Annotated in this window: 26 protein-coding genes; 22 read left to right on the top strand and 4 right to left on the bottom strand. The window is 66.6% G+C overall.

The features are described 5' to 3' along the window. Positions 1–39: 39 nt before the first annotated feature. Positions 40–1,032, top strand: coding sequence for a CaiB/BaiF CoA transferase family protein (locus tag IC40_RS0124530; protein ID WP_042510036.1), 993 nt, complete (start codon positions 40–42; stop codon positions 1,030–1,032). Here the strand turns inward: IC40_RS0124530 and IC40_RS0124535 are convergent. Then, positions 1,020–1,316: a 2Fe-2S iron-sulfur cluster-binding protein gene (locus tag IC40_RS0124535; protein ID WP_030137310.1), complete on the bottom strand. Its 297-nt coding sequence runs from the start codon at positions 1,314–1,316 to the stop codon at positions 1,020–1,022. The genes IC40_RS0124530 and IC40_RS0124535 overlap by 13 nt on opposite strands. Before the next feature lie 81 nt (positions 1,317–1,397). Here IC40_RS0124535 and IC40_RS0124540 point away from each other — a divergent pair, with 81 nt between their 5' ends. Next, positions 1,398–2,753 (top strand): class I adenylate-forming enzyme family protein, encoded by a 1,356-nt coding sequence (locus IC40_RS0124540; protein WP_030137311.1) that lies wholly within the window; start codon positions 1,398–1,400, stop codon positions 2,751–2,753. Between the two features lie 56 nt (positions 2,754–2,809). Here IC40_RS0124540 and IC40_RS0124545 read toward each other — a convergent pair whose 3' ends face one another. Further along, on the bottom strand, positions 2,810–3,574 hold the full coding sequence (locus IC40_RS0124545) for an SDR family NAD(P)-dependent oxidoreductase (RefSeq protein ID WP_030137312.1): 765 nt from the start codon (positions 3,572–3,574) through the stop codon (positions 2,810–2,812). 107 nt (positions 3,575–3,681) lie between these two features. Between IC40_RS0124545 and meaB the strand changes: the two genes are divergently transcribed. From meaB to IC40_RS0124565, 4 genes are all read left to right on the top strand, one after another. Beyond that, on the top strand, positions 3,682–4,575 hold the full coding sequence (gene meaB / locus IC40_RS0124550) for a methylmalonyl Co-A mutase-associated GTPase MeaB (protein WP_030137313.1): 894 nt from the start codon (positions 3,682–3,684) through the stop codon (positions 4,573–4,575). Positions 4,576–4,652: 77 nt separating this feature from the next. Beyond that, the gene (locus tag IC40_RS0124555; RefSeq protein WP_030137314.1) at positions 4,653–5,066 is read left to right on the top strand and encodes a Zn-ribbon domain-containing OB-fold protein; all 414 of its coding nucleotides are present in this window, start codon (positions 4,653–4,655) and stop codon (positions 5,064–5,066) included. A gap of 14 nt (positions 5,067–5,080) precedes the next feature. Further along, on the top strand, positions 5,081–6,226 hold the full coding sequence (locus IC40_RS0124560; protein ID WP_030137315.1) for a thiolase family protein: 1,146 nt from the start codon (positions 5,081–5,083) through the stop codon (positions 6,224–6,226). 46 nt (positions 6,227–6,272) lie between these two features. After that, on the top strand, positions 6,273–7,190 hold the full coding sequence (locus IC40_RS0124565) for an enoyl-CoA hydratase (RefSeq protein WP_030137316.1): 918 nt from the start codon (positions 6,273–6,275) through the stop codon (positions 7,188–7,190). A gap of 59 nt (positions 7,191–7,249) precedes the next feature. Here IC40_RS0124565 and IC40_RS0124570 read toward each other — a convergent pair whose 3' ends face one another. Both IC40_RS0124570 and IC40_RS0124575 read right to left on the bottom strand, forming a co-directional pair. Then, positions 7,250–8,872, bottom strand: coding sequence for an FAD-dependent oxidoreductase (locus IC40_RS0124570; RefSeq protein ID WP_030137317.1), 1,623 nt, complete (start codon positions 8,870–8,872; stop codon positions 7,250–7,252). Between the two features lie 19 nt (positions 8,873–8,891). Then, entirely contained in the window at positions 8,892–9,614 is a 723-nt protein-coding gene (locus tag IC40_RS0124575) for an IclR family transcriptional regulator (RefSeq protein WP_030137318.1), read from the bottom strand. Positions 9,615–9,687: 73 nt separating this feature from the next. Here IC40_RS0124575 and IC40_RS0124580 point away from each other — a divergent pair, with 73 nt between their 5' ends. The 16 genes from IC40_RS0124580 to IC40_RS0124655 are packed head-to-tail and all read left to right on the top strand — an operon-like array spanning position 9,688 to position 26,290. Beyond that, entirely contained in the window at positions 9,688–10,602 is a 915-nt protein-coding gene (locus IC40_RS0124580) for an alpha/beta fold hydrolase (RefSeq protein WP_042510013.1), read from the top strand. After that, complete coding sequence (locus tag IC40_RS0124585) at positions 10,599–12,251, top strand: bifunctional 3-(3-hydroxy-phenyl)propionate/3-hydroxycinnamic acid hydroxylase (protein ID WP_030137320.1); 1,653 nt, start codon at positions 10,599–10,601, stop codon at positions 12,249–12,251. The genes IC40_RS0124580 and IC40_RS0124585 overlap by 4 nt, the downstream gene beginning before the upstream one ends. After that, positions 12,205–13,143 (top strand): 3-carboxyethylcatechol 2,3-dioxygenase, encoded by a 939-nt coding sequence (locus IC40_RS0124590; protein ID WP_081843542.1) that lies wholly within the window; start codon positions 12,205–12,207, stop codon positions 13,141–13,143. The genes IC40_RS0124585 and IC40_RS0124590 overlap by 47 nt, the downstream gene beginning before the upstream one ends. Further along, positions 13,140–14,867 carry an FAD-binding protein gene (locus tag IC40_RS0124595; protein ID WP_030137322.1) on the top strand — a complete coding sequence of 576 codons (1,728 nt, stop codon included), beginning with the start codon at positions 13,140–13,142 and terminating at the stop codon, positions 14,865–14,867. The genes IC40_RS0124590 and IC40_RS0124595 overlap by 4 nt, the downstream gene beginning before the upstream one ends. Next, a complete protein-coding gene (locus tag IC40_RS0124600; RefSeq protein ID WP_030137323.1) occupies positions 14,864–16,174 on the top strand; it encodes an LLM class flavin-dependent oxidoreductase in 1,311 nt (436 codons plus the stop codon). Before IC40_RS0124595 ends, IC40_RS0124600 begins: the two co-directional genes overlap by 4 nt. A 1-nt stretch (position 16,175) precedes the next feature. After that, positions 16,176–16,988, top strand: coding sequence for a coniferyl-alcohol dehydrogenase (locus IC40_RS0124605; RefSeq protein WP_030137324.1), 813 nt, complete (start codon positions 16,176–16,178; stop codon positions 16,986–16,988). A 9-nt stretch (positions 16,989–16,997) separates the two neighbouring features. Next, entirely contained in the window at positions 16,998–17,984 is a 987-nt protein-coding gene (locus IC40_RS0124610) for a cyclase family protein (RefSeq protein WP_036470801.1), read from the top strand. Next, positions 17,981–18,805, top strand: a complete 825-nt coding sequence (locus tag IC40_RS0124615; RefSeq protein WP_030137326.1) for an alpha/beta fold hydrolase — start codon at positions 17,981–17,983, stop codon at positions 18,803–18,805. Before IC40_RS0124610 ends, IC40_RS0124615 begins: the two co-directional genes overlap by 4 nt. Further along, positions 18,802–19,605: an SDR family NAD(P)-dependent oxidoreductase gene (locus IC40_RS0124620; protein ID WP_030137327.1), complete on the top strand. Its 804-nt coding sequence runs from the start codon at positions 18,802–18,804 to the stop codon at positions 19,603–19,605. Before IC40_RS0124615 ends, IC40_RS0124620 begins: the two co-directional genes overlap by 4 nt. A 58-nt stretch (positions 19,606–19,663) precedes the next feature. Continuing rightward, entirely contained in the window at positions 19,664–20,323 is a 660-nt protein-coding gene (locus IC40_RS0124625; protein ID WP_030137328.1) for a TetR/AcrR family transcriptional regulator, read from the top strand. After that, positions 20,320–20,514: a ferredoxin gene (locus IC40_RS0124630; RefSeq protein ID WP_030137329.1), complete on the top strand. Its 195-nt coding sequence runs from the start codon at positions 20,320–20,322 to the stop codon at positions 20,512–20,514. Before IC40_RS0124625 ends, IC40_RS0124630 begins: the two co-directional genes overlap by 4 nt. 7 nt (positions 20,515–20,521) lie before the next feature. Continuing rightward, positions 20,522–21,739, top strand: a complete 1,218-nt coding sequence (locus tag IC40_RS0124635; RefSeq protein WP_030137330.1) for a cytochrome P450 — start codon at positions 20,522–20,524, stop codon at positions 21,737–21,739. Positions 21,740–21,780: 41 nt separating this feature from the next. Next, positions 21,781–22,950, top strand: coding sequence for an amidohydrolase family protein (locus tag IC40_RS0124640; protein WP_030137331.1), 1,170 nt, complete (start codon positions 21,781–21,783; stop codon positions 22,948–22,950). Beyond that, positions 22,947–24,215, top strand: a complete 1,269-nt coding sequence (locus IC40_RS0124645) for a M24 family metallopeptidase (protein WP_030137332.1) — start codon at positions 22,947–22,949, stop codon at positions 24,213–24,215. Before IC40_RS0124640 ends, IC40_RS0124645 begins: the two co-directional genes overlap by 4 nt. Then, the gene (locus IC40_RS0124650) at positions 24,205–25,338 is read left to right on the top strand and encodes a M24 family metallopeptidase (RefSeq protein ID WP_030137333.1); all 1,134 of its coding nucleotides are present in this window, start codon (positions 24,205–24,207) and stop codon (positions 25,336–25,338) included. Before IC40_RS0124645 ends, IC40_RS0124650 begins: the two co-directional genes overlap by 11 nt. Continuing rightward, positions 25,331–26,290, top strand: a complete 960-nt coding sequence (locus tag IC40_RS0124655; RefSeq protein WP_030137334.1) for an enoyl-CoA hydratase/isomerase family protein — start codon at positions 25,331–25,333, stop codon at positions 26,288–26,290. Before IC40_RS0124650 ends, IC40_RS0124655 begins: the two co-directional genes overlap by 8 nt. Positions 26,291–26,293 lie beyond the last annotated feature (3 nt).

Raw genomic sequence — 26,293 nt, forward strand, 5'->3', positions numbered from 1 at the left:
GGTCCGCTGGCCGGCATCCGGATCATCGAGGTCGGTGTCATGCTGGCCGGTCCGTACGCCACCATGTTGCTGGCGGATCTGGGTGCCGAGGTCATCAAGGTCGAGCCGCCCGGTGGGGAGATCTCCCGGCAGGTCAGCGACAGCTATTTCGCCAGCCTGAACCGCAACAAGCGCAGCGTGTGTCTGGATCTGCGCTCGGCCGAGGGTCAGGCCAGACTGGCCGAGCTGGTCGCGGATTCGCATGCGCTGCTGGTCAACATGAAACCCTCGGCCATCAAGAAGCTGGGCCTCACCTACGAGAAGCTACGCGCACACAACTCGAAGATCGTCTGCGTCGCGCTCACCGGTTACGGGCTCGACGGCGGGGACGACCCGGCCTTCGACTACGTCATCCAGGCCGCGACGGGGGTGGCCGCGATGACCGGCGACCCGGATGCCCCGCCCACCCTGCCCGGCTACTCGGCCGCCGACAACTCCACCGGGCTGACCGCGGCACTGGGGTTGCTGGCCAAGATCGTCTCCGGCCAGGGTGGTCAGGTCGAGGTGTGCTTGCGCGATGTCATGCTCTCCCAGCTGAATTACCGCGCGGCGGCGTATCTCAACGACGGTGTGGCGCCCAAGCGCCACCCGTTCGGTGCGCACTCGTATTATGTTCCCGCACAGCTTTTCCCGACCGCAGCGGGCCACCTGGCCCTGTTCATCACCCATGACCGGTTCTGGCGGTCGTTCGCCGCCGAGGCCGGGCTGACCGGGTTCGCCACCATGGCAGAGCGGGCGGCCGCCCGCGACGATGTGCTGGCCGTGGTGACAGCCGCGCTGGCCGGTGACACCGCGGTCAACTGGGAACGTCGGCTCAAACCGCTGGGTATCCCTGCCGCAGCGGTGCGCTCGTTGCCGGAGGCGTTGGAGGACACCCAGGAGGTGGTGGTGGACGCCGGCGATTTCCGGTTGGTGGCCAGCCCGATCCGGATCGCCGGTTTCGATCCCGAGTATCGGCCCGCGCCGGCCTTCGAGGCGGTTCAGTCGTCGTAGTTCACCGTCAGTGGTCCCGGCTCCGGGATCGCCTGGCAGGTGAGCACATAACCTTCCTCGACCTCGTCCTCATCGAGTGCGTCATTGACCCGCATGATCGCCGAACCCTGCGTCAACTTCGCGATGCAGGTGCCACAGTTGCCTGCCTCGCAGGCGAACGGGGGCGTCAACCCGGCGCGGCGCGCGGTCTCGAGCAGAGTGTCGCCCGCCGTCGGCACTATCGTGGTGCTGGCGCCGTCGAGCACGATCGTGACTTCGTCGGCAGGCACGGGTTCGGCCGTCATCGAGATCTCCTGAGCGAGTGGTTCTGACTTGAGGAGAATATCATTCTCCATTTCAGATAAAGTAGTCGGTTGATGGCATCGATGAGCAGATCGGTCCTCGCCTATGAGGAGCGGGAGTACACGCTGGCCGAGCTCGACGCGTCGGCCGAGGGGATGGCGGCCACGTTGGCCGAGCATGGGGTGCGCGCCGGCGACCGGGTGGCGCTGATGTCCTCGAACCGGCCCGAGTTCGTCATCGCCCTGCGCGCCGTCTGGCGGCTCGGTGCCGCGGTCGTCCTGATCAGCTCGGCGTGGAAACGCGCCGAGGTCGCCCATGCGTTCGCTTTGACGTCACCGGTCCTCGGTGTCGGGGATGTCGCGCTGCTGGCGGAGTTCGTTCCCATGGTGCACCTCGATACGCCCATCATGAGCCGATCTTGCGCGCGGCAAGTGGTACCGCCCGAGGCCGACGCGCTGTTCGTCTTCAGTTCGGGCACCACCGGAATGCCCAAGGCGGTACGCCACACCCACGCGGCATTCGCTGCGGCGGTGCGGCATTGGCGCGCCGCACTGGGGCTGGGCGCCGCCGACCGCATGCAGATCATGACGCCGCCCTCGCACATCCTGGGGCTGCTGAACATCGCCACGGTGCTCGACGCCCGCGCCTGGATGCGGTTGCATCCGAGGTTCGACATCGACCGCATGCTCACCCACATCCAGGACGATCGCATCACGATCGAGATGGCCGTCGCCCCCATCGCCCTGGCCATCGCCGCACACCCGGACCTGGAACGCTACGACCTGTCCTCGCTGCGCTACATCATGTGGTGTGCCACCCCGGTCACCCGGAGTGTGGCCGATGCGGTCACCGAACGCATCGGAGTGCAGTGGGTGTCGGCGTATGGGGCCAGCGAACTGCCGGTCATCGCGTGCTGCCCGATCGATGACGCCCGACTTGACACCGTCGGCAAGCCCGTACCCGGCGTAGAGGTGCGCATCGGGGACCGCGGCGAGATCCAGGTGCGGTCCGAGTCGGTGATGGCGGGTTACCTACCCGCCGCCGACACCGCCGCGGCGTTCGACGGAGGCTGGTATCGCACCGGAGACGTCGGTGAACTCGACGACGAGGGTTGGTTGCGAATCACCGACCGCCTCAAGGAAATGATCAAGGTCCGCGGATTCCAGGTGGCACCTGCCGAGGTGGAGGCGGTGTTGCACGGGCATCCATCGGTCGCCGACTGCGCGGTGTTCGGAGTGCCCGACGAGGCCGACGGGGAGATCGTGGTGGCGGCTGTCGCCGCTGCGGGCGAAGTATCCGAGCGAGAGCTGATCGACGCGGTGGCCGAGCGTCTCTCGTCCTACAAACGACCGCGACGGGTGGTGTTCGTCGATACGATCCCGCGACTACCGTCGGGCAAGGTGTTGCGCCGTGTGTTGCGCGATGCACTCGGCGCCTGAGCCGCGCCGAGGATCATTGCCGGACCGGTATCGGATGAGCCTTGTTGATCCCAGGATCACTTGGGCGGGAATCGAAGCGCACCGTCGAGGCGGATGATCTCGCCGTTGAGGTAGTCGTTCTCGATGATGCTCTGCGCCAGCTGTGCGTACTCGGTGCTGCGGCCCATCCGCTTGGGGAACGGGATCTGTGGCGCCCAGTACTGCTCGAGCTGATCGGCTGCCTTTCCGTAGGCGGGGGTGTTGATGGTGCCCGGGGCGATGGTGTTGACGCGAATACCCAACGGGGACAAGTCCCGAGCGGCCACCAGGGTCATGCCCAGCACGCCGCCCTTGGCCGCGGCGTAGGGCAGCTGACCGACCTGGCCCTCATAACCGGCGATGGACGCGGTGTTGACGATGACCCCGCGCCCGCCCTCTTCCAGCGGCTCGGTGCGGGCGATCGCCGCAGCGGCCAGCCGCAGCACGTTGAACACCGCGGTCAGATAGAACTTGACCGTCGTCTCGAAGCCGTCGAGACCCAGCGGAGATCCGTCCTTGCCGATCAACCGGCCACCAGCGGCCGGACCGCCGTGGGTGTCCACCGAGATGCGCAGCGGCGCCAGCGCTTCGGCCTCGGCGATGGCGGCATTGACCGACTCCTCGGAGGTGGCGTCGGTGCGCACGTAGGTGACGCCGAGCTCATCGGCGAGTTTGGGGCCCTTCTCGTCGGCCAGGTCCGCGACCACCACCTTGGCGCCGGCGGCGTGCAGCCGCCGTACCGTCGCTTCTCCGAGTCCTCCCGCGCCGCCGACGACGAGCGCCGAGCTACCGGCGATATCCATGTGTGAACCCCTTCTTGCAACTATTACTCTTCGCGAGGGAGAATAGCATTCTCAACGAGTTCGAAGGGGCGGTGATTGTGGACCGCAGCGCCCTCGAGTCGCGCGCAATGACCATTGGCGAGAAGACCATCACCGAGCTTCTCGCGGCGGCCCGCGGTGGCTCGCTGCGCGCCGTCGGCAAGCTGCTCAGCCTGGTCGAAAGTGACCGCCGCGCCGCGGTGTTGGCCGAGTTGCCCGCCGGTCGGGTGCGCACCATCGGCATCACCGGCCCGCCCGGGGCCGGGAAATCCACCACTGTGGCGGTGTTGGTCGCGGCGTACCGCGCCGGCGGATTGCGGGTGGCGGTGCTGGCCGTCGACCCGTCCTCGCCGTATAGCGGGGGAGCATTGCTCGGGGACCGGATCCGGATGGCCGCGCACATCAACGATCCGGATGTCCTCATCAGGTCGGTGGCCACGCGCGGGCATCTCGGCGGGCTGGCGGCGGCGGTACCCGCGGCGATCACGTTGCTGGGGGCGTTGGGCTACGACCTCGTGGTGCTGGAGACCGTCGGCGTCGGGCAGTCCGAGATCGAGATCGCCGCGGTCGCGGATCCGACCGTCGTGATCCTCAACCCAGGCGCCGGCGATGCGATCCAGGCCGCCAAGGCTGGGCTGTTGGAGGTCGCCGACATCATCGTCGTCAACAAGGCCGACCGCGATGGCGCCGAACGGACGGCCCGCGAGTTGCACATCGAGACCGGCCTGCCGATCCTCAAGATCAGCGCGACCCAGAACGTCGGCATCGAGGAACTCGCTGCCGCCGTGGATGCTCATCACCGCGCCGACACCGCCGACCGTCGCCAGGCCCGGGCGCGCCTGCAGATCTTGTCACTGGCTCAGACCGTGCTGCGGTCCCACCCAGGCCTCGACGAGCTGGCCGCCACCGTGGCCGACGGGCACCTGGATGTCTATGCCGCGACGGCTCGGTTGTTGGACGGTGCGCAGGTGGAAGCCGAATGAGAATATGGTTTCCGATATAGAGAAATGCTACTGTGCGAAACAGTAAATGTATTCTTCCACGGCATCCGAGGAGCCTGATGCAGAAGGCGCTTGCCCCCGACATCTCCACCTGGCCCGATGAGAGCCCGCAATTGATCGGCAGCCGGTGCGGTGCCTGTTCGGCGACGACATTCCCGCGCCAGATGTACTGTCCCAAGTGCGGCAAGGCCGAGATGTCGGATCAGTTGCTGCCCCGCCGCGGCACCGTGATCGCCTGGACGACACAGGGATTCCCGCCGGGTGCACCGTATGCCGGCCCGACGGGCAAGGACTTCGAGCCGTTCGGGGTCGGACTCGTCCAACTGGGCGATGTGATCCGGGTCGAGGGACGCCTCACCGAGAACGACCCGGAGAAGCTGAGTTTCGGCATGGAGGTCGAACTGACCATGGCGCCCTTCGCCACCGATGCCGACGGCGATGAGCTCGTCACGTTCTGGTTCAAGCCGGTCTAGACAGAGGACTTCAGATGAGTAATGACGTTGCCATCATCGGTGTCGGTATCCACCCGTTCGGCCGGTTCGACAAGACCGCCATGGAGATGGGTGCCGAGGCCATTCAGGGCGCCCTGACCGACGCCGGTGTGGAGTGGAAGGACATCCAGTTCGGTTTCGGCGGCAGCTATGAGGTGTCCAATCCCGACGCCGTGACCCGGCTGGTGGGCCTGACCGGCATCACCTTCACCAACGTGTTCAATGCCTGTGCCACCTCGGCATCGGCGATCCAACAGACCGCCGACACCATCCGGCTGGGTAAGTACGATATCGGCATCGCCATCGGCCTGGACAAGCATCCGCGTGGCGCTTTCACCGACGATCCGGCCAAGCTGGCCCTTCCGCAGTGGTACGCCAACAACGGTCAGTTCGTCACGACCAAATTCTTCGGGATGAAGGCCAACCACTACATCCACACGCACGGCATCTCGGAGGAGACGCTGGCCCGGGTGGCCAACAAGAACTTCCGCAACGGCGAGCTGAACCCGAATGCATTCCGGCGCAAGGAGATCTCCGTCGAGGCGATCATGGCCTCACCGGTGCTGAATTACCCGCTGCGCCAGTACATGTTCTGCGCCCCGGACGAGGGTGCCGCCGCGGTCATCATGTGCCGCGCGGACATCGCACACAAGTACACCGACAAGCCGGTTTTCGTGCGCGCCAGCGAGATCCGCACCAGAACCTTCGGTGCCTACGAGGTGCATGCGACCTCGGCACCGCTGGACGAGGACCCCTCACCCACGGTGTTTGCGGCCAAGGCGGCGTACGAGGCCGCCGGTATCGGGCCCGAGGATGTCGACATCGCGCAGTTGCAGGACACCGACGCCGGCGCCGAGGTCATCCACATGGCCGAGACCGGACTGTGCGCCGATGGTGAGCAGGAGAAGATGCTGATCGACGGTGCCACCGAGATCACCGGGTCGATCCCGGTCAACACCGACGGTGGCCTGATAGCAAACGGTGAGCCCATCGGCGCCTCGGGCCTCCGCCAGATGCACGAATTGGTGCGGCAACTGCGCGGTGAGGCGGGGGAGCGGCAGGTGCCGGGCAATCCGCGCGTCGGCCTGGCCCAGGTGTACGGCGCGCCGGGCACCGCTTCGGCGACCATCTTGTCGCTCTAGGCGATCCGCACGGTAACGGCATCCCAACGGAATAGGGTATCGCTCCATGGCTTTGGAAAGCACTGCTGAGTCCGACTACCGGTTCGTCACCTACGAAACCCTCGACGAGGGCACCATCGCCCGGATCATGTTGAACCGGGCCGAGGCGCGCAACGCCCAGAACCGCGGCATGCTCGTCGAACTGCACGAGGCCTTCCTGCGCGCCGAGGCCGACGACACCGTCCGGGTCGTCATCCTGGGCGGGCACGGCCCGATGTTCTCGGCCGGCCATGACGTCGGGTCGAAGGTCCAGATCGCCGAGTACTCACCGGGACCGGACCAGCACCCGAGCTTCACCGTCAACGGCGGCACCCGCGACGGCGCCGAGAAGTTGATGCTGCAGGAGTGGCACCATTACTTCGAGAACACCCGGCGCTGGCGTAATCTGCGCAAGATCACCATCGCCTCCGTGCACGGCGACGTCTATGCCGCGGCGCTGATGTTGATGTGGTCCTGCGACCTGATCGTGGCGGCGGACAACACCCGTTTCACCGATGTGGTCGGCACCCGACTCGGTATGTGCGGCGTGGAGTACTTCGCGCACCCGTGGGAGTTCGGGGCTCGCAAGACCAAGGAGCTGATGCTGACCGGCGACACCCTCTCGGTCGAGGAGGGCCACGCCCTGGGGATGGTCTCCAAGATCTTCCCGGCCGCCGAACTCGCGGACAAGACCGTCGAATTCGCCCGCCGCATCGCCAAGGTGCCGACCATGGCGGCGCTGCTCATCAAGGAGTCGGTGAACCAGACGCAAGACAACCAGGGTTTCTACAACTCGTTGAACGCCTGCTTCACCATGCATCAGCTCAACCACAGCCACTGGTCGCAGGTGCACGAGAACGGTTTCCCGGTCGGGCTCGCCGAGGACGGCCTGCAGGACTGGCGCACCGCGGGCCCGCCGCAGGCCGCCGTCAAGGACCAGCCCTAGTTTTCTTGCGGTTTGCGGAGTCTCGCCCGCGATGATCACGGGTGAGACTCCACAAATCGCTAGGTGGTGGGGGCGGATTCGCCGGTTGCGGCGGTGTACCCGGTGCGGTAGCCGAAGGTCATCGCGGGGCCGAGTGTGCCCCCCGCACCGCCGTAGGCCTTCCCGGTCACACCGGCCATCGCATTACCCGCCGCGAACAAGCCGGGAATCGGTTGCCCGCTGACGTGCAGTACCCGCCCGTCGCGGTCCGTGCGCGGCCCGCCCTTGGTACCCATGGCGCCGATCGCGACCGGCACGGCGTAGTACGGCGGGGTATCGAGTGGTCCGAGTGTCCGCAGTGCAGGCGAGGCGGCTGCCGGGTCGCCCCAGTATCCGTCGTAAGCGCTTGCGCCACGGTCGAAGTCCGGGTCACGCTCCCTCTCGACGTTCTCATTCCATGCGTCCAGGGTGCGCTTTAGGCCGGCGGCGTCGATACCCGTTGCTGCTCCGAGTTCTTCCAGCGTCGCCGATGCGTTGAACCAATCGGGGGCTTCGCCGCCGGGTTCGATGCCCAGGAACCCGTACCGCTTGAGGTGCTGATCGTCGAAGACGATCCATGCCGGGTCGTTGAGGTATCCGGTGCGCGGGTCGAGATGGTGAAACGGGCCGGCCATCGAGTTGTACTCACCGGCCTCGTTGAGGAAACGCTTACCGGTGCGGTTGACGATGATGCTGCGCGGCCTGGTGCGTTCCAAGCGCACGCTACGGCTGCGCGGCTCACCGCCCAGGGTGTCGCCGGGGATCTGCACGACGGGCACCCACCATGCCTCACCCATGTTGGCCAGGTCGGCGCCGTGCGCCATGGCCATCCGCAACCCGTCGCCGATGTTGTTCGGCGGCGACACCGCGCCGCGCATCGGGCCGCGCAGGAAGGCTTCGACCAGTTGTGGATCCCACTCGAAACCGCCGGTCGCGAGAATGACGGCCTGATGAGATCGGACGCGAATATCTCTGCCGGCGTGTCGAATACGTACACCGGTGATGCCTTCGGCCGATCCGTACAGTTCGAGCGCGCGGGCGTCGGTGACAGGTTCGACGCCGCGATCGAGCAGTCCCATGAGCAACCCTGCGATCAGTGCGGTGCCTGCCACACAGTAGTCACCGTCGAGATCGTCGACGGCGGCGTGGATACGCGCCTTGGTCTCGGCATCGATACCGACATTGCTGAAGTCGACCGGGAACGAGGTGATCCGGTCGCGCCAGTCGCCCAGTGTGGCGAGATCGAACGGCCTGGCATTGAGTGACCGACCGCCACCGGGTTGACCGCCCGGCAGTTCGGGTTTGTAGTCCGGGAACCCCTCGGCGATGTCGAACCGCAGATTGCTGTGCCGTTCCAGGTATTCCAGCATCACCGGTCCGGTGCGCACGAAGGTCTCGACCAGATCCTGGTCCATGGCACCCAGCGATTGTGCGGCAAGGTATCTCAGGGCGTCCTCGACCGATAGCTCAGTGCCGTCGAGTCGGTCATGGGCGGGAATCCACACGATGCCACCGGACACCGCGGTGGTCCCGCCCACGGTCGACGCCTTCTCGTAGACGGCGACGCGGGCGCCGTTGACCGCGGCGGTCAGCGCGGCCGACAGGCCGGCACCGCCGGAGCCGAGAACAACGACGTCGAACTCCTGATCCCATGAGTCGGGCATGGGCACGGTCCTTTCCGTTTCAGCCGAGAATCTCGGACAGTTGCCTGGCCGCGCGCATCACGGCATCGCGACCGGTAAGGACGACGTCCTCGCGATGAGAGATCAGGTTGATACAGGTCGGCGGCGACGGTGGCCGCCTCCGCACCGGGACGGCCAGGCCGTAGGTGTCCGGTTCGATCTCGCCGTGGGTGATCACCCATCCCTGATCGCGTGCCAGCCCGACCAGTTCGCGCTCGCCGGGACGCGGCGGCATGCTCGCCAACAGCGCGATACCGGCGGCGCCGCGCTCGAGGGGGTGGCGGCTGCCTTCGTGGAAAGACAGTTGGTAGAAGACCAGAGTCGGCACGATCACTGCGATGGCCACCTGCTGGTCACCCTCGGCCACCAGCAGGGAGACGGTGGTGCCCAGCTCGTCGGCCAACAGGCGCAGCGTGGGCAGCGCGAGGTGGCGGACATTGTTGTCGAAGGAAGCACCCAGCACCGCGAGGGCGGCCGCGGGCCGGTACCGGCCGTCCTCGCCCTTGGTGATGAATCGGGCTTGCGTCAACGTGCTGAGCAACCGGTAGGCGATGGTCCTGTGTACCCCTATGTGATTGGCGACGTCGGCCACCGTGATCCCGGCGGGCGCGCTGGACACCGCCTGCAGGGCGGACAGTCCCCGGGCGAGTGTCTGTGAACCGGCCGCAGGTCGGTCGGTGGGTTTGCGCCCTGAGCTGGTCGCGGGTCCCTTGACAGGCGACATCACGAGAGTAATGCTCTAGATATAGTGCACATAGATGTGCGATTTTAGCACAGATCATTCCACGAAAGTGAGAATGGCATTATCGACGACGGTCGGCGAGGCGGGGAGAGGCGGAACGGTGCAGGCCGAACACGAGAGTGTCTGGAGCGATCTTCAAGGTGTGGCGTTTGCGCAGGGGTACCTCGACGCGGGTGGGGTGCGGACCCGCTATCTGCATGCGGGAGAACGGAACAAGCCCACGCTGGTGCTGCTGCACGGCTCGGGTGGGCACGCCGAGGCATACGTGCGCAACCTGGAGGCGCATGCCGAGCACTTCTCCACCTGGTCGATCGACATGTTGGGTCACGGCTACACCGACAAGCCCGGCCATCCGCTGGAGGTCGGTCACTACGTCGATCATCTGCTCGCCGTGTTCGACGCGATCGGCGTCGACCGCGTACATCTGTCGGGTGAGTCGTTGGGCGGCTGGGTCGCCGCGCGGGCGGCGGTCGATCATCCCGACCGGATCGCACGACTGGTCCTCAACACCGCCGGAGGGTCGCAGGCCGATCCGGAGGTGATGAAGCGCATCATCTCGCTGTCCATGGCGGCCGCGGAGAACCCGGACTGGGATACCGTGCAGGCCCGCATCAAGTGGCTGATGGCCGACAAGTCCAAGGGTTACGACGATATCGTCGCCAGCCGTCAGAAGGTCTACCAGCAACCGGGTTTCGTCTCGGCGATGAGCGACATCATGGCGCTGCAGGATCCCGAGATCCGGGCGCGCAACCTGCTGGGGCCCGCGGAGTACGGCGCCATCACCGCGCCCACCATGGTGCTGTGGACCAGTGATGACCCCACCGCCGATGTCAGTGCGGGCCGGCGCATCTCGGAGATGATCCCCGGCGCCCGCTTCGAGGTGATGCCCGACTGCGGGCACTGGCCCCAGTACGAGGATCCGAAGACCTTCAACCGGTTGCACATCGACTTCCTGCTGGGGCGACCGTGACCGACACCGACGTCCTGATTGTCGGCGCCGGGCCGGTCGGCTTGACGCTCGCCAATATCCTGGGCCAGCAGGGGGTTTCGACACTGGTGGTCGAGGATCGCGACACCCTGATCGACTACCCGCGCGGTGTCGGCCTGGACGACGAGTCGCTACGGACCTTCCAGTCGATCGGGCTTGTGCGCGAGATCCTGCCGCACACCGTGCCGAATCAGATCCTGCGCTTCTATGACGCCAAGCGGAAACTGCTGGCCGAGATGGCGCCCCCGGACGCCGGTTTCGGCTGGCCCAAACGCAACGGCTTCGTCCAGCCACTGGTCGATGCCGAGCTGCTGCGCGGCCTCGACCGGTTCGCCCATGTGCAGGTGCGGTGGAGCACCCGGATGGAGAACTGCGCCGTCGACGCCGACGGGGTCACCGTCGACCTGGTGTCCGCCGGTGCCACCGAGTCCGTGCGGGCGCGATATGTGGTGGGTTGCGACGGTGGGCGCAGTGCGACAAGGCATCTGATGGGGGTGTCCTTCGAGGGCACCACCTCGGCAACCCGCTGGCTGGTGATCGATCTGGTCAATGACCCGCTCGGGCATCCCAACAGCGAGGTCGGCGCCGACCCGGACCGTCCCTACGCCTCGATCTCGATCGCGCACGGCATCCGCCGCTTCGAGTTCATGATCCACGCCCACGAAACCGACGAGCAGGTCGAGCAACCGGCGTTCATCGAGCACATGCTGGCCCCGTTCGTCCCGCACCCCGACCGGGTCGACATCATCCGGCATCGCGTCTACACCCATCACTCCCGCATCGCCGGATCGTTCCGGAAGGGCCGGCTGCTGCTCGGCGGCGACGCCGCCCACCTGATGCCGGTGTGGCAGGGGCAGGGGTACAACAGCGGCATCCGCGATGCCGCCAACCTCGGCTGGAAACTAGCCGCCGTCGTCAACGGACAGGCCGATGACGCGTTGTTGGACAGCTACGATGCCGAACGGCGCAAGCACGCACGCGCCATGATCGACCTTTCCACCCTGGTGGGCCGGGTCATCTCACCCACCAACCGCCACGTGGCCACCCTGCGGGACAAGGTGATCCGCGCCGCGTCGGTGGTTCCCACCCTCAAGCGCTACGTGCTGGAGATGCGCTTCAAGCCGATGCCGCGTTATGACACCGGTGCGGTGGTGCACAACGAGTCCGCCTCGGCGGTGCCACCGGCGGGCACACTGTTCATCCAGCCGGCCGTCGACACCCGGGTCGCCCAGAACGTACTGCTCGACGAGATCCTGGGCACCGGATTCGCCGTGCTCGCCTGGAACAACAACCCGCGTGCCCTGCTGAGCGAGGACACCTACACCCGCTGGAAGACGCTGGGTGCCAACTTCATCGAGGCCCGGCCCAACACCCAGCTGCACTGGTCCGGCCACGATGACCCGGGCGTCACGATCGTGGGTGACCGCACCGGTGCGCTGAAGGGATTCTTCGACGCTCACGCCGAGTCGGTGCTCTTCCTGCGGCCCGACCGGTGCATCGCCGCTGCCTGCATCGCCCAGCTCTCCGATGCCACCAGCGCCCAGCTGTTCGGCGTGCTGCATCTCACCGGGGGAGGTGAAGCAGATGTCGCGCGTCGCCCTGTGCTGCATGTCGCACAGCCCCCTGCTTAACCTGTCCGGACCGTCCGCGGACCTGCTACAGGACATCAGCGCGCAGTTGCAGACCGTGACGGCCTTCGTGCGCGATTTCGACCCGGAGCTGGTCGTGGTGTTCTCACCCGATCACTACAACGGGTTCTTCTATCGGCTGATGCCGCCGTTCTGCATCGGCACCGCGGCCACCGGCGTCGGCGATTACGGCACCCGGTCGGGCCCGCTCGACGTCGCCGCCGACATCGCGACCGCGATGGTCACCGCGGCGTGGGACGCCGGCGTGGATGTGTCGCTCTCGGCGGCAATGGATGTCGATCATGGCACCGTTCAGCCGCTGGACACCCTCTTCGGCGACCGGACACCGCCGATCGTGCCGGTGTTCATCAACTCGGTGGCCACCCCGCTGGGCCCGCTCAAGCGCGTCCGGGCGCTGGGTACCGCGATCGGTGAGTACCTGTCCGGTGTGGACAAGCGCGTGCTGCTGCTGGGATCGGGCGGCCTGTCCCATGATCCGCCGGTGCCCACGCTGGCGACCGCACCGCCGGCCGCGCTGGAACGGATCGTCGGCGGCGCACCGATGAGCGCGGACGCGCGGGCGGCACGCCAGGACGCGGTGATCGCCGCGGCGCACGCCTTCGCCCACGGCGACAGCCCGTTGCAACCGCTCAACCCGGAATGGGATCACGCCTTCCTGGACCTGCTGGACAACGACCGGCTGGCCGAGGTGGACGGGTGGCGCAACGAGTGGATCGCCGCCGAGGCGGGCAATTCCGCGCACGAGGTGCGCACCTGGGTGGCGGCCTTCGCCGCCCTGTCCGCACTCGGCGCATACAAGACCGAGCAGCGCTACTACCGCGCGGCTCCAGAACTGATCGCGGGCTTCGCGATCCGGACGGCGGTGCTTTCATGAGTGAGTCGGCAACCCGGTTCGACCACACCGTCGACGTCCTCGTCGTCGGCTCCGGCGGTGGCGGCCTGACCGCGGCGTTGAAGGCCGCGGCGAACGGACTGGACACCCTGGTGGTGGAGAAGTCGGCCAAGTTCGGCGGTTCCACCGCACTGTCCGGCGGCGGTATCTGGGTGCCCGGGGCACCCGCGCAGCGCCGCGCCGGATACACCCCCGACCCCGACGGTGTCTTCGAGTACCTCAAGACCATCACCGACGGTCTAATCAGCGACGCCCGTCTGCGCACCTACGTCGACGTGGCGCCGGAGATGATGGATTTCCTGGAGCGCTGCAGCGACTGGTTCGAGTTCGTCTGGAAGCCCGGCTACGCCGACTACTATCCGGAACTGCCCGGTGGATCCGAGCGTGGCAGCACGATCAACGTCCCGGAGATCGACCTGCGCCGGCTCGGCGCGGAGGAGCAGAACATGCTCGCCCCGCTCTCTTTGGCGCCCAGGGGAATCTGGTTCGCGCCAAAGGACCTTCGGCTGTTCTACCAGGTGCGTCAGAACTGGCGTGGCAAGGTAGTGCTGGTCAAGCTGATCTGGCGGATGTTCCGGGCCCGGGTGTTCGGGGACCGGATGGCCGCCATCGGACAGTCGCTGATGGCCCGGATGCGCCTGGCGCTGGCCGAACACGACATCCCGCTGTGGTTGTCGGCGCCGATGACCGAATTGATCACCGATGTGGACGGCCGCGTCGTGGGTGCGGTCGTCGAGTGTGACGGGAAACCGCTACGCATCGCGGCCCGCGGCGGCGTCGTGCTGGCCACCGGTGGCTTCGATCACGACATCGGTTGGCGCCGTCAGTATCTGCCGCTGTTGGAAAAGGACTGGAGCTTCGGTAACCCGGCGGCACTGGGTGACGGGATCCGGGCCGGTGAGAAGGTCGGCGCGGCAACCGATCTGCTCGATGAGGCGTGGTGGTTCCCGGCCATGTGCTGGCCGGATGGCCGGTTGCAGTTCATGCTCAACGAGCGGATGATGCCGGCCCAGTTCGTGGTCAACGGAGCCGGCGTGCGGTTCATCAACGAGGCGGCGCCCTATATGGACTTCGCGCACGCCATGATCGAGGGTCAGGCATCCGGTGTGGACCACGTCCCGTGCTGGCTGGTGACCGATATCAAGTCCTTCCACCGCTACGTGGTCGGCGGGCATTTGCCGATCCCGAAGGTGCCGTTCGCGCCGGTGCCGACCGGCCGCAAGATCCCGCAAGCCTGGCTGGATTCCGGCATCGTGGTGGCCGCCGACAGTTACGAGGAGTTGGCCACCAAGATCGGCGTGCCGCCGCAGGCGTTGCGCAACACCGCCGACCGGTTCAACAGCCTGGCCGCCACCGGACATGATGACGACTTCAACCGCGGTGACAGCGCGTATGACAACTACTACGGCGACCCGACGCTGCCCAACCCGAACCTCGCGCCGCTGGGCAAGCCGCCCTATCTGGCGTTCCAGATCATCCTCGGCGACCTGGGCACCTCGGGCGGGTTGGTCACCGACGAGCACGCCCGGGTGCTGGGCGAGGACGGTGGCGTCATCGCCGGCCTCTATGCCACCGGCAATACCTCGGCGGCGGTCATGGGTCGCAGCTACGCCGGTGCCGGCGCCACCATCGGACCCGCCATGACGTTCGGCTACGTTGCGGCACAACACATATCTGAAAATTCCAATAGAGAGGTAACCGCATGAAGATCTCGCTGTTCTACGAGTTTGCGTTGCCGCGTCCGTGGTCCGACGATGACGAGCACCAGATGTTCCTCGATGGCCTCGACGAGGTGGAGGCCGCGGACAAGGCCGGCTTCTCCACCGTCTGGCTCACCGAGCACCACTTCCTGGAGGAGTACTGCCACGCGACCGCGCCGGAGATGTTCCTGGCCGCGGCCAGCCAGCGCACCAAGGACATCCGACTGGGCTTCGGTGTGATGCACCTGCCGCCGCCGATCAACCACCCCGCACGGATCGCCGAGCGGGTGTCCACCCTGGACCTGATCTCGGGCGGCCGTGTCGAATTCGGCACCGGTGAGGGGTCGTCGGTCGCGGAACTGGGCGGGTTCAACATCGACCCTGCCGACAAACGCACCATGTGGGAGGAGGCCCTCGAGGTCTCCATCCGCTGTATGACCGAGGCGCCGTTCACCGGATTCAAGGGCGAGCATGTCGAGATGGCGGCCCGCAACGTCATCCCGAAGCCGCTGCAGGACCCACACCCACCCGTGTGGGTGGCCTGCACCCGACCGTCCTCGGTGCAGATGGCGGCCCAGAAGGCCATCGGCGCATTGAGTTTCGCCTACACCGGACCCGAGGCGCTCAAGGACCGGGTGGACGGCTACTACCGCGACTTCGAGGAGCAGGCCACGCCGATCACGCCGGCGATCAACCCCAACATCCTGGCCATCGGCGGCGATCTGTCGATGATGGTGGCCCGCAACGACGACGAGGCGATCAAGCGTCTCGGAATCGGCGGCGGCTTCTTCTCGTTCGGCATCATGCACTACTACCTCACCGGTATGCACACCCCCGGCCGCACCGGAGTGTGGGATCTCTACGAGCAGGCCGTCAAGGATGATCCGACGCTGGCCTACGGCCCGGGCCGCGGCGCCATCGGCGGACCGGACACGGTGCGCGAGTTCCTGCGCGGATACGAGGCCAGCGGTGTCGACGAGATCATCCTGCTGCTGAACCCGCGCAGCCACGAGGGCACCATGGAGTCCATCGAGATCATGGGCAAGGAGATCCTGCCCGAGTTCATCGAGCGCGACGAGAAGGCCAGGGCCGCCAAGGCCAAGCGGCTCGAGCCGGTCATCGAGAAGGTGGAGGGCCGCCGGCAGAACTGGGATGCGCCGCTGTTCGACGACACGTACTCGTTCGGTGGCCTGCCCACCGGCCGGGGTGGCAACTTCACCGCCGGGGAGATCCCCGAGGCGATGGCCGAGATCAACGAGGGCCGCGTGAAGGCTGCGCAGCTGGAAAAGGAACAGCGCGGGGCCGCAAGCTGATATGGGCGGTGAGCGCTGGCGCTATGACGGGCGCCGGGTCGTGGTGACGGGATGCGCATCGGGTATCGGTGCGCATCTGGCCGCGCAACTGGCCGACCTCGGTGCCCGTGTCACCGGAGTGGATCTGCGCCGACCCGCGTCCGTCCCCGATGAGTTCGTCGAGGTCGACTTCGCCGACGAAGCCTCCGTCGACGCCGCGGTCGCGGCGATCGAGGGACCGGTGCACGCATTGTTCAATGTGGCCGGGGTGTCCTCGGGGATCGGCAAGCCGCTGCTGGTGGTGACCATCAACTTCCTTGGGATGCGGCATTTCACCGAGGCGCTGCTGCCGCAGCTGCCGGCCGGCTCGGCGATCGCCAATGTGTCCTCCCTGGCGGCGGCCGGCTACCGGGAGAACGCCGCGGTGACCGCCGGTCTGCTGGCGACCCGGTCGATGGCCGAGGGCATCGCGTGGTGCCAGGCGCATCCCGAGGCGCTCGCCGACGGTGGCTACCGACTGTCGAAGGAGGCGATCATCCTCTACGGCATGGCACAGGCAATCCCGCTCGGCGAGCGCGGCATCCGGATCAACTGCACCGGCCCGGGCGTCACCGAGACCCCGATTCTCGACCAGCTGCGCTCGGCCTACGGGCAGGATTACCTCGACTCGTTCCCCACGCTGCTGGGCCATGTGTGCGGACCGGACGAACAGGCCTCGGTGCTGGCCTTTCTCAACAGCCCAGCGGCAAGCTACATTTCGGGACAGGTGATCTGGGTGGACGGCGGCGTCGTTGCACACCGGATCGCGCAGGCGACACTGGAAGGAATCGGCTAGATGTCCACCATGCAGGATTTCCGCCGGATCGCCGATGACGTGCGCAACTGGGGCCGCTGGGGCGACGATGACGAACTCGGCACGCTCAACCTGATCACCGAGGCGAAGGTCGCCGAGGCCGCGACGCTGGTCAAGCGTGGCAAGGTGATCTCGCTGGGCGGGGACTTCGGGTCCAACGGACCGCAGGGCGCCTTCAAGTTCCGGATCAACCCGATCCATGTGATGACCGTCGACGGTGGCGATGCCGAGACCTTGGTCAGGTACGCCCCCGAGTGGGCCCGCAAATCCGTTGCCCAGGAACTCAGCTCGTTCTTCGTCGACAACCCGTTCCGGTTCAACGACGATATGATCACCATGTCGCTGCAGTCGGCCACGCAGTGGGATGCGCTCTCGCACGTGTACTACGAGGACAAGCTGTACAACGGTTTCCCGGCGGACTCGGTGACCAGCTTCGGCGCCTACCGGTGCGGTATCGAGAAGGTGGACGGCAAGGGCATCGTGTCGCGCGGTGTGCTGCTCGACGTGGTGGCCCACCGCGGCGAAGAGGTGTTCTGCGCGCCGGGCCGGCCGATCACCCCGGCCGAACTCGACGACATCGCCGCAGCGCAGGGCGTGCGGATCGGCCGCGGCGACATCGTGGTCGTCCACACCGGCTGGTGGACGCGTTTCCTGTCCACCGGCGACGGCCAGGAGGCCGGCTCCGGCCTGCACTGGACCTGCGCCTCCTGGTTGCACGATCACGAGGTCGCCGCCGTCGCCTCGGACAATCTGATGGTCGAGGATCCCGACCCGGCCAACGGCGTCGAGGGCACCTTCCTGCCGATGCACATGATCTGCCTGCGAGACATGGGTCTGATGCTCGGCGAGTACTGGGATCTGACCGGGCTGGCCGCCGACTGCCGCGCCGACGGTGTCTACGAGTTCCAGCTCATCGCGCCGCCGCTGAAGGTGGTGGGCGCGGTCGGCGCGCCCGTCAGCCCGATTGCCATCAAATGAGTCTCCGGCGCACGACGATCACCGTCGACGGTCTGCGCACCAGCTATCTGGAGGCCGGTACCGGCGACCCGGTGGTGTTGTTGCACGGCGGTGAGTTCGGAGCCAGCGCGGAACTGGGCTGTGAACGCGTGATCGACGTGCTGGCCGAGCATCACCGGGTGCTGGCACCGGACATGCTCGGATTCGGTGACAGCGCGAAGGTCGTCGATTTCACCGACGGCCGCGGTATGCGGATCCGCCATATCGCCGCGTTCTGCGCCGCCGTCGGCGTCCCGGCGGCACACTTCGTCGGCAACTCGATGGGTGCGATCAACCTGCTGGTCGACGCGACGTCGGGGCAACCGCTGTTGTCGGCCCGCAGCCTGGTGGCCATCTGTGGCGGCGGCGAGATCGAGAAGAACGAGCACACGGCCGCGTTGTACGACTACGACGCGACGCCCGAGGCGATGCGCCGCATCGTCACCGCGCTGTTCGCCGACCCCGCGTATGCTGCCGACGAATCCTATGTTCGGCGACGTTTTGAATCCAGCATCGCGCCGGGGGCGTGGGAATCACTGGCGGCGGCCAGGTTTCGCCGACCTGGACTTGAGGCACCGGCGCTGCCGTCCGCGCAGCGCGCCTATGAGCGCATCACCGTGCCCACGCTGATCATCGAAGGCGCCGCGGACAAGCTGCTCCCGTCCGGCTGGGCCGCCGAGATCGCCGCGCAGATCCCCGGCGGGCAGTCCGTGGTCATCGAGGACGCCGGCCACTGCCCGCAGATCGAACAACCCGCAGCCGTCGCACAGGTGCTGCTGGACTTCCTGAAAGGCGCTTCATGACAGCCGAACTGGACAGCAGGGTCGCCGTCATCACCGGGGGCGCCGGGGGATTGGGCGAGGGTCTGGTACGCCGGTTCGTCGCCGAGGGCGCCCGGGTGGTCTTCGGTGACGTCGACGGCGAACGCGGCGCGACGCTGGCCACCGAACTCGGTGCCACGGCGCGATTTCTGGGCACCGACGTCACCGATATCGCGCAGATCGCCACCCTGATCGGCACGGCCGTCGACGAGTTCGGCGGCCTGGACATCATGGTGAACAACGCCGGGGTGTCGGGCACCATGCACCGGCGGTTCCTCGACGACGACCTCGCCGACTTCGACGCGGTCATGCGCGTCAACGTGCGCGCCGTGATGGCCGGCACCCGTGATGCCGCCCGGCACATGGCCGAGCACGGCGGCGGGTCGGTGATCAACCTGACCTCGATCGGCGGCATCCAGGCCGGGGGCGGGGTGATGACCTACCGAGCGTCCAAGGCCGCCGTCATCCAGTTCACCAAGTCGGCCGCCATCGAGTTGGCGCATCACGACGTTCGGGTCAACGCCATCGCCCCGGGCAATATCCGTACCGCCATCGTGGCGAAGTCGGCATCGAGAGAGGACCGGGAGCGCCTCGAGGAGTTCGAGGCCAAGATCCGCACCCAGATGCGCAACGACCGACCGCTCAAGCGCGAGGGCACCGTTGACGACGTCGCCGAGGCCGCACTGTATTTCGCCACCGACAAGTCGCGGTATGTGACGGGCACCGTGCTCCCGGTCGACGGTGGCACGGTGGCCGGGAAAGTGATCGTCCGCAGGGCGTGATCTCCGGCGCGTTTTAAATCAAGTGCTTGACTTAATTACAGATTCGGCGTTGACTGTAATGGTGACCGCGGCCCGACCTCTGCGAACCGAGCGGACGAGCAGTACCCGTGAGACCATCCTTACCGCTGCAGAACGGCTGTATGCCGAGCATGGCGTCTTCGCGGTGTCCAATCGGCAGGTCAGTGAGGCGGCCGGGCAAGGTAACAACGCCGCCGTCGGCTATCACTTCGGCACCAAGACCGATCTGGTCCGCGCCATCGAGCAGCGCCACCGCGAACCGATCGAACAGATCAGGGAACGCTTGGTGGCGCGCACGGACGAGCACACCGATCTGCGCGGCTGGGTGGAATGTCTGGTCCGTCCCCTCACTGACCACCTGGCCGATCTGGGAAACCCGACGTGGTACGCGCGCTTCGCGGCGCAGGCGATGGCCGACCCTGCCTACCACGGGATTGTGGTTCGTGATGCGCTCAGCTCGGCATCGCTGGTTCAGGTGATCGAGGGCATCAACCGATGCCTGCCCGAACTTCCCGCCGAAGTCCGCTACGAGCGCAACATCATGGCACGAAACCTGTTGATGCACAGTTGTGCAGACCGTGAAAGGGCGCTGAACACCGGCTCGATGCCGGTGGTGCGGACCTGGAGTGCGGCCGGCGGCGGACTGATCGACGCGATCGTCGGACTGTGGTTGGCGCCGGTGACCGGTGGGCCCGCATGAGAGTCACGGTGGACCAGGACAAGTGTGTCTCGTCGGGTCAGTGCGTCCTCAACGCGATGGACGTGTTCGACCAGCGTGACGAGGACGGCGTTGTGGAACTGCTCGAGCCCGAACCCGACGCCGCGCAATACGACATCGTGCGTGCGGCTGCCGCGGCCTGCCCGGCCCTGGCCATCGACATCCAGGACTGAGGGATCCATGTCTGAAATGCTGACCGAGACCGAAGTGCCGGAGTACCCGATGGAACGGGAGCCAGCATGTCCGTTCGCCCCGCCGCGCCGAATGCTCAACAGCGACAAGGGTTTGTGGCGGGTGAAGATATGGAATGGTGACACGCCCTGGTTGATCACCGGGCACGAGGAGGCCAAGGCGCTGTTCGCCGACGCCCGGATCAGCGTCGATGACCGGCGCGACGGCTTCCCGCACTGGAACGAGCACATGCTCTCCACGGTGGACAAGCGTCCGCGCTCGGTGTTCACCGCCGACGCCGAGGAACACACCCGGTTCCGCCGGATGCTGTCCAAACCCTTCACCTTCCGGCGGGTCGAGGGTCTGCGTCCGGTGATCCAGAAGATCACCGACGAGTGCATCGACGAGATCCTGGCCGGTCCGCAGCCCGCCGATATCGTCGACAAGCTGGCCCTGCCGGTGCCCACCGTGGTGATCAGCGAAATGCTCGGTGTCCCTTACGAGGATCACGAATTCTTTCAGGAGCATGCCAATGCCGGGCTGGCCCGCTACGCGGCCGCCGACGCCATGCAGAAGGGCGCGATGAGCCTGCACCAGTATCTGGTCGACCTCATCGAGAAGAAACAGGCCGATCCGGCCGAGGATGCGGTGTCGGATCTGGCCGAGCGGGTCAACGCCGGTGAGATCAGCGTCAAGGAGGCAGCCCAATTGGGCACCGGTCTGCTGATCGCCGGGCACGAGACCACCGCCAACGTGATCGGCATCGGCGTCCTGGCCCTGTTGGAGAACCCTGAGCAGGCCGACTTCCTACGCAACGCCGACGATCCCAAGGTCATCGCCAACGCCGTCGAGGAGTTGATGCGTTACCTGTCGATCATCCAGAACGGCCAGCGCCGGGTTGCCATCGAGGACATCGACATCGGCGGTGAGACCATCAAGGCCGGCCACGGCGTGATCATCGACCTGGCCCCGGCCAACTGGGATGCCAAGGCCTACCCGGAGCCGGACAAGCTCGACCTGTCCCGCAACGCAAGCCAGCAGCTCGGCTTCGGATACGGCCGGCACCAGTGCGTCGGCCAGCAGTTGGCGCGCGCCGAACTGCAGATCGTCTTCCACACCCTGTTGCGTCGCATCCCGACGATGCGGCTGGCCATCCCGTTCGACCAGGTGCCGTTCAAACACGACCGTCTCGCCTACGGCGTCTACGAACTCCCGGTGACCTGGTAAGCCAACCGAACTCCCGCCCAACAGCCCAATCGGAGACGGAAATGACCACATCCACGCTTTATCCGCCACAAGGATTCGGCGCCCCGAAGGACCGCCGCGGCCACGCGTCCCCTGACGGCCCGGCCGGACTGCCCGCGGGCACCGAGATCTTCTCCGCCGACAACCACATTTCGGTGGCCGATGACATCTTCTACGACCGGTTCCCCGAGGAGCTCAAGGGCGCCGCCCCGCGGATCTGGTACGAGGACGGCGCCTACATGGTCGGGATGAAGGGCAAGGCCTGGACCGGTGGTGACTTCGGCCGTGTGCTCATGCAGTACGACGATCTGGCCGGTGCCGCGTCCAACAACATCGAGGCACGCATCCGCGAGCTCAAAGAGGACGGTATCGACAAGGAGCTGGCGTTCCCCAACGCCGTGCTGGCGTTGTTCCACTATCCGGACAAGTCGCTGCGCGAGCGCGTTTTCCGCATCTACAACGAGCACATCGCCGACCTGCAGGAGCGTTCCAACGGGCGTTTCTACGGCGTAGGCCTGATCAATTGGTGGGATCCCGCTGGAACCAGGGCCACCCTCCGAGAGCTGAAGGCCCTCGGACTCAAGACCTTCCTGCTGCCGCTCAATCCCGGAAAGGACGACGAGGGCAACATCTACGACTACGGCGGCGCCGCGCTGGACGCGGTGTGGGACGAGATCGAGGACGCCGGTCTACCGGTCAGCCATCACATCGGGGAGACCCCACCCAAGACGCCATGCGAGAACAACAGCGTCGTCGTCGGCATGATGGTCAACGTCGATTCGTTCCGCGAACAATTCGCCAAGTATCTGTTCTCCGGCATCCTGGACCGCCACCCGAAGCTCAAGATCGGCTGGTTCGAGGGTGGTATCGCCTGGGTGCCGACCGCGCTGCAGGACGGCGAGCACATGCTGGCCTCCTATCGACATATGTTCAATCACGAACTGCAGCAAGATATCCGCCACTATTGGGACAAACACATGAGCGCCTCGTTCATGGTCGACCCGCTGGGGCTGCGGCTGATCGACGATATCGGCGTGGACAACGTGATGTGGTCCAGCGACTATCCGCACAACGAGTCCACCTTCGGGTACTCGGAGAAGTCGCTGGCCACCGTCGTGGATGCTGTCGGCCCGGAGAACGCCGCCAAGATCGTGTCGACGAACATCCAGAAGTTCCTCGGCCTGCAGTCATGACGGCGGCGACGCATTCTGGGGTCACCCAGATCGCCCGGACCGGATACAGCCGGTTGGACATCCCGGACGAACCCGACCTGGACCGGATGCGCCGCGAGGTGTCGGCGCGGTTGCAGGCGGCGATGGCCGACCAGGGCGTCGATGTCCTGGTGCTGCTGGGCAACAGCAACGTCATGTACGCGACCGGGATCAGCTGGCCGCTGGCCGATGCCGGGTTGTCCCATATCGAGCGACCGGTCGCGGTCGTGCTGGCCGGCGACGAACATCCGCATCTGTTCCTCCCGTTCCGCGCGGGGTCTGCGAGTGAGTCCGGCCTGCCCGACGATCACCTCAACGGGCCGATGTATCTGGAGTTCGAGGAGGGCGTCGAGGATTTCGCGCGGATCCTGCGCCGCCTGCTCCCGGCCGATGCCACCATCGCCGTCGACGAATTGACCGGTGCGATGCGCCGGGCCGGCAGCGCCCTGTTCCCCACCGAACCGGTCGACGCCGCACCGGTGATCGGCGCGGCCAAACTTGTCAAGACCATCGATCAGATCTCCTGTATCCGGCGGGCCTGCCAGATCACCGAGCAGGCCATCGGGGAAATCCACAGATCGCTCGCACCCGGTGTACGTCAGATCGACCTGTCGGCCGAATTCGTCCGGCGCACATTCGAACTCGGCGCGACCACCAATATGTTCGACTCCATCTGGCAGGTCATGCCCGCGTCCAAGGCGGCAGGCACCTGGACCACCACCGGCGATCTCGCCCTTCCACTGCTGACCACCGAGCGTGAGGTCACCGAGGGCGATGTGTTGTGGACAGACGTCTCCATCGCCTACCGCGGGTACTGCTCCGATCACGGCCGCACCTGGATCGTCGGGCAGGATCCGACCCCCGCCCAGCAGGCGCAGTTCGACAAGTGGCGCACCATCGTCGACGCCGTTCTGTCGGTGACCAAGGCCGGTGCCAGCTGTGGCGATCTCGGACGCGCGGCGACCGCCGCCGCCGGCGGGCAGAAGCCGTGGTTGCCGCACTTCTATCTGGGCCACGGGATCGGGACCAGTGCTGCCGAGATGCCGATGATCGGAACGGATCTCGGGCAGGCCTGGGATGACAATTTCGTCTTCCCGGCAGGCATGCTGCTGGTGTTCGAGCCGGTCGTCTGGGAGGACGGCACCGGCGGTTACCGCGGCGAGGAGATCGTGGTGGTCACCGAGGACGGCTGGATGCCGCTCACCGCTTATCCGTACGACCCCTACGAGGTGTCCGGTGGGAACTGAGATCGAGGCCGACGGCCGGGCACTGCGGGTCAGCCGTCGCGAGCGCGCCATCGCGCAGATGGACGCCCACGACCTGGACATCTTGGTGCTGGGGCGGCAGGCCAACGTGCGCTACATCTCCGGGGCACCGCAACTGTGGGTGGTGGGCACCCGGCCGTTCGGGCCCATCTGCTCCTATGTCCGAGCCACCGGTGAGATCCACCTGAACAGCACCTGGGACGAGGGCATCCCCGAAGAGATACCGCACGAGAATCTCTACGGGTTCGCCTGGAACCCGATGACCCTGGTCGGGATCATGCAGAAGATGAAGGGCGCCGACACCGCACGACGGGTCGGAACCGACGCGCTGACACCGATGTTCGCCAAACTGCTGCCGATGGTGTTCCCTCAAGCCGAACTCGTCGATGCCGAACCTGCCATGCGGGCCGCCCGGCGGGTCAAGACGTCCGAGGAGATCACCGCGCTACGCCGGGCACTGGTCGTCGCAGAGGAGGCACTGGCCAAGGGGGCCGCCGAGCTGACGCCCGGCGCAGGCGAACAGCACCTCGCCGGAGTGATCCTGGAGGCCGAGGCGGCCGGCGGGGTCAGCACCCCCGCCACCCAGGACGCCGCGTGGGTGACCTCCAAGGACCACCCGTGGCGGCGCGACCGCCTCGACGGCACCGTTCGCGCGGGCGACCTGGTGGCTCTCTCGGCCGGGGTGCTGGCCGACGGGTACGTCGCGGAGGTGGCGCGCACCTTTCCCGTGGGCGAACCGAACGATGCAGTCCGTTCGTTGTACCGGCGCCGAGACGAGCTGTGGGACAGGCTGATCGATGCCTGTCGACCCGGCAACCCGGCCAGCGCGCTGCTCGACGCCTACGCCCACGCCGGTGAGCCGCTGCCGGCGATGCCGGTGGCGCACGGCCTCGGCCTCGGATTCGATCCGCCGGTGGTGTCACCTTCGCTGCGCGCCACCGCCGACCGCGACGTGCTGGCCGAGGGCAATGTGCTGGCGGTGACCGGGTATGTCTGGGAGGCCGGTGTCGGCGCGGTGTTCACCCGCGATGCCGTGGTGATCGGCGCGGATGGGCCCACGGTGCTGACCCAGACGCCGTCGACCAGTGAGGCTGTGCATGTCTGAACGACCCACACCGGAGGAGATCATCCTCTACGAGAAGGAACGCCGGACCAAGATCGCGACCATCACGTTCAACCGGCCCGAGTTCCTCAACGCCCCTACGTCGATGGCGCGGCTGCGCTATGCCGACGTCCTGCGCGCCGCCAACGCCGACAACGACGTCAAGGTGGTCATCATCCGCGGTGTCGGGGACAACCTGGGCAGCGGTGCGGATCTGCCGGAGTTCATGGAGGGCAACGACAATCCCGCGGCCCGGCTGGCCGAGCTGCGACTGGAGGATGACGGTGTCGGCGAGGTGACCTACCCGCCCAAGGGCACCTTCCGCAACGGCGCGACGATCAGTTCGTGGTATGCCAACTCCCAGGCCGGTAACCGCGCCCTGCAGGACTTCAAGAAGATTAGCATCGTCGAGGCCAAGGGTTACTGCTACGGCTGGCATTTCTATCAGTGCGCCGACGCCGACCTGGTGATCTCCAGTGACGACGCGCTGTTCGGTCATCCGTCGTTCCGCTATCACGGCTGGGGGCCGCGGATGTGGACCTGGGTACAGATGATGGGGTTGCGCAAGTTCCAGGAGATGGTCTTCACCGGGCGGCCCTTCACCGCGGCCGAGATGTATGACTGCAACTTCCTCAACAAGGTCGTCGCCCGGGACCAACTGGAGGGCGAGACGCAGAAGTACGCGTTGGCATGCGCCCGGAACAGGCCGGTGGACACCGTGTTCCAGCAGAAGATGTTTTTCGAGATCTTCAAACAGCAGCAGGGTGAGTACATGGGCAGCCTGCTGAGCGCGTTCTTCGAGTCGATGGGCAACGGCGTGGCCAACGACAGCGACGATGATCTGGACATGTTCGAGTCGATCGACTCCGGTCTGTCGGCGGCCGTCAACGACAACGACAACAAGTTCCCACCGGACTTCCGGTTGTCCAAGAAGAACCGGGCGAAACCCGAATAGGCC

The sequence above is a fragment of the Mycolicibacterium neoaurum ATCC 25795 genome, from assembly GCF_000691525.1.
In the GTDB taxonomy this organism is placed as follows: Bacteria; Actinomycetota; Actinomycetes; order Mycobacteriales; family Mycobacteriaceae; genus Mycobacterium; species Mycobacterium neoaurum.

Excerpts from the sequence above, each read along its gene's own strand:
- IC40_RS0124560 (WP_030137315.1), top strand. The coding sequence starts at position 5,081 with ATGAGTAATGACGTTGCCATCATCGGTGTCGGTATCCACCCGTTCGGC.
- IC40_RS0124605 (WP_030137324.1), top strand. The coding sequence starts at position 16,176 with ATGGGCGGTGAGCGCTGGCGCTATGACGGGCGCCGGGTCGTGGTGACG.
- IC40_RS0124545 (WP_030137312.1), bottom strand. The coding sequence starts at position 3,574 with ATGGATATCGCCGGTAGCTCGGCGCTCGTCGTCGGCGGCGCGGGAGGA.
- IC40_RS0124575 (WP_030137318.1), bottom strand. The coding sequence starts at position 9,614 with ATGTCGCCTGTCAAGGGACCCGCGACCAGCTCAGGGCGCAAACCCACC.
- IC40_RS0124590 (WP_081843542.1), top strand. The coding sequence starts at position 12,205 with ATGTCGCGCGTCGCCCTGTGCTGCATGTCGCACAGCCCCCTGCTTAAC.
- IC40_RS0124610 (WP_036470801.1), top strand. The coding sequence starts at position 16,998 with ATGCAGGATTTCCGCCGGATCGCCGATGACGTGCGCAACTGGGGCCGC.
- IC40_RS0124595 (WP_030137322.1), top strand. The coding sequence starts at position 13,140 with ATGAGTGAGTCGGCAACCCGGTTCGACCACACCGTCGACGTCCTCGTC.
- IC40_RS0124540 (WP_030137311.1), top strand. The coding sequence starts at position 1,398 with ATGAGCAGATCGGTCCTCGCCTATGAGGAGCGGGAGTACACGCTGGCC.
- IC40_RS0124565 (WP_030137316.1), top strand. The coding sequence starts at position 6,273 with ATGGCTTTGGAAAGCACTGCTGAGTCCGACTACCGGTTCGTCACCTAC.
- IC40_RS0124600 (WP_030137323.1), top strand. The coding sequence starts at position 14,864 with ATGAAGATCTCGCTGTTCTACGAGTTTGCGTTGCCGCGTCCGTGGTCC.
- meaB (WP_030137313.1), top strand. The coding sequence starts at position 3,682 with ATGACCATTGGCGAGAAGACCATCACCGAGCTTCTCGCGGCGGCCCGC.
- IC40_RS0124580 (WP_042510013.1), top strand. The coding sequence starts at position 9,688 with ATGGCATTATCGACGACGGTCGGCGAGGCGGGGAGAGGCGGAACGGTG.
- IC40_RS0124620 (WP_030137327.1), top strand. The coding sequence starts at position 18,802 with ATGACAGCCGAACTGGACAGCAGGGTCGCCGTCATCACCGGGGGCGCC.
- IC40_RS0124635 (WP_030137330.1), top strand. The coding sequence starts at position 20,522 with ATGTCTGAAATGCTGACCGAGACCGAAGTGCCGGAGTACCCGATGGAA.
- IC40_RS0124555 (WP_030137314.1), top strand. The coding sequence starts at position 4,653 with ATGCAGAAGGCGCTTGCCCCCGACATCTCCACCTGGCCCGATGAGAGC.
- IC40_RS0124535 (WP_030137310.1), bottom strand. The coding sequence starts at position 1,316 with ATGACGGCCGAACCCGTGCCTGCCGACGAAGTCACGATCGTGCTCGAC.
- IC40_RS0124530 (WP_042510036.1), top strand. The coding sequence starts at position 40 with ATGCTGGCCGGTCCGTACGCCACCATGTTGCTGGCGGATCTGGGTGCC.
- IC40_RS0124625 (WP_030137328.1), top strand. The coding sequence starts at position 19,664 with ATGGTGACCGCGGCCCGACCTCTGCGAACCGAGCGGACGAGCAGTACC.
- IC40_RS0124655 (WP_030137334.1), top strand. The coding sequence starts at position 25,331 with ATGTCTGAACGACCCACACCGGAGGAGATCATCCTCTACGAGAAGGAA.
- IC40_RS0124615 (WP_030137326.1), top strand. The coding sequence starts at position 17,981 with ATGAGTCTCCGGCGCACGACGATCACCGTCGACGGTCTGCGCACCAGC.
- IC40_RS0124645 (WP_030137332.1), top strand. The coding sequence starts at position 22,947 with ATGACGGCGGCGACGCATTCTGGGGTCACCCAGATCGCCCGGACCGGA.
- IC40_RS0124630 (WP_030137329.1), top strand. The coding sequence starts at position 20,320 with ATGAGAGTCACGGTGGACCAGGACAAGTGTGTCTCGTCGGGTCAGTGC.
- IC40_RS0124570 (WP_030137317.1), bottom strand. The coding sequence starts at position 8,872 with ATGCCCGACTCATGGGATCAGGAGTTCGACGTCGTTGTTCTCGGCTCC.
- IC40_RS0124640 (WP_030137331.1), top strand. The coding sequence starts at position 21,781 with ATGACCACATCCACGCTTTATCCGCCACAAGGATTCGGCGCCCCGAAG.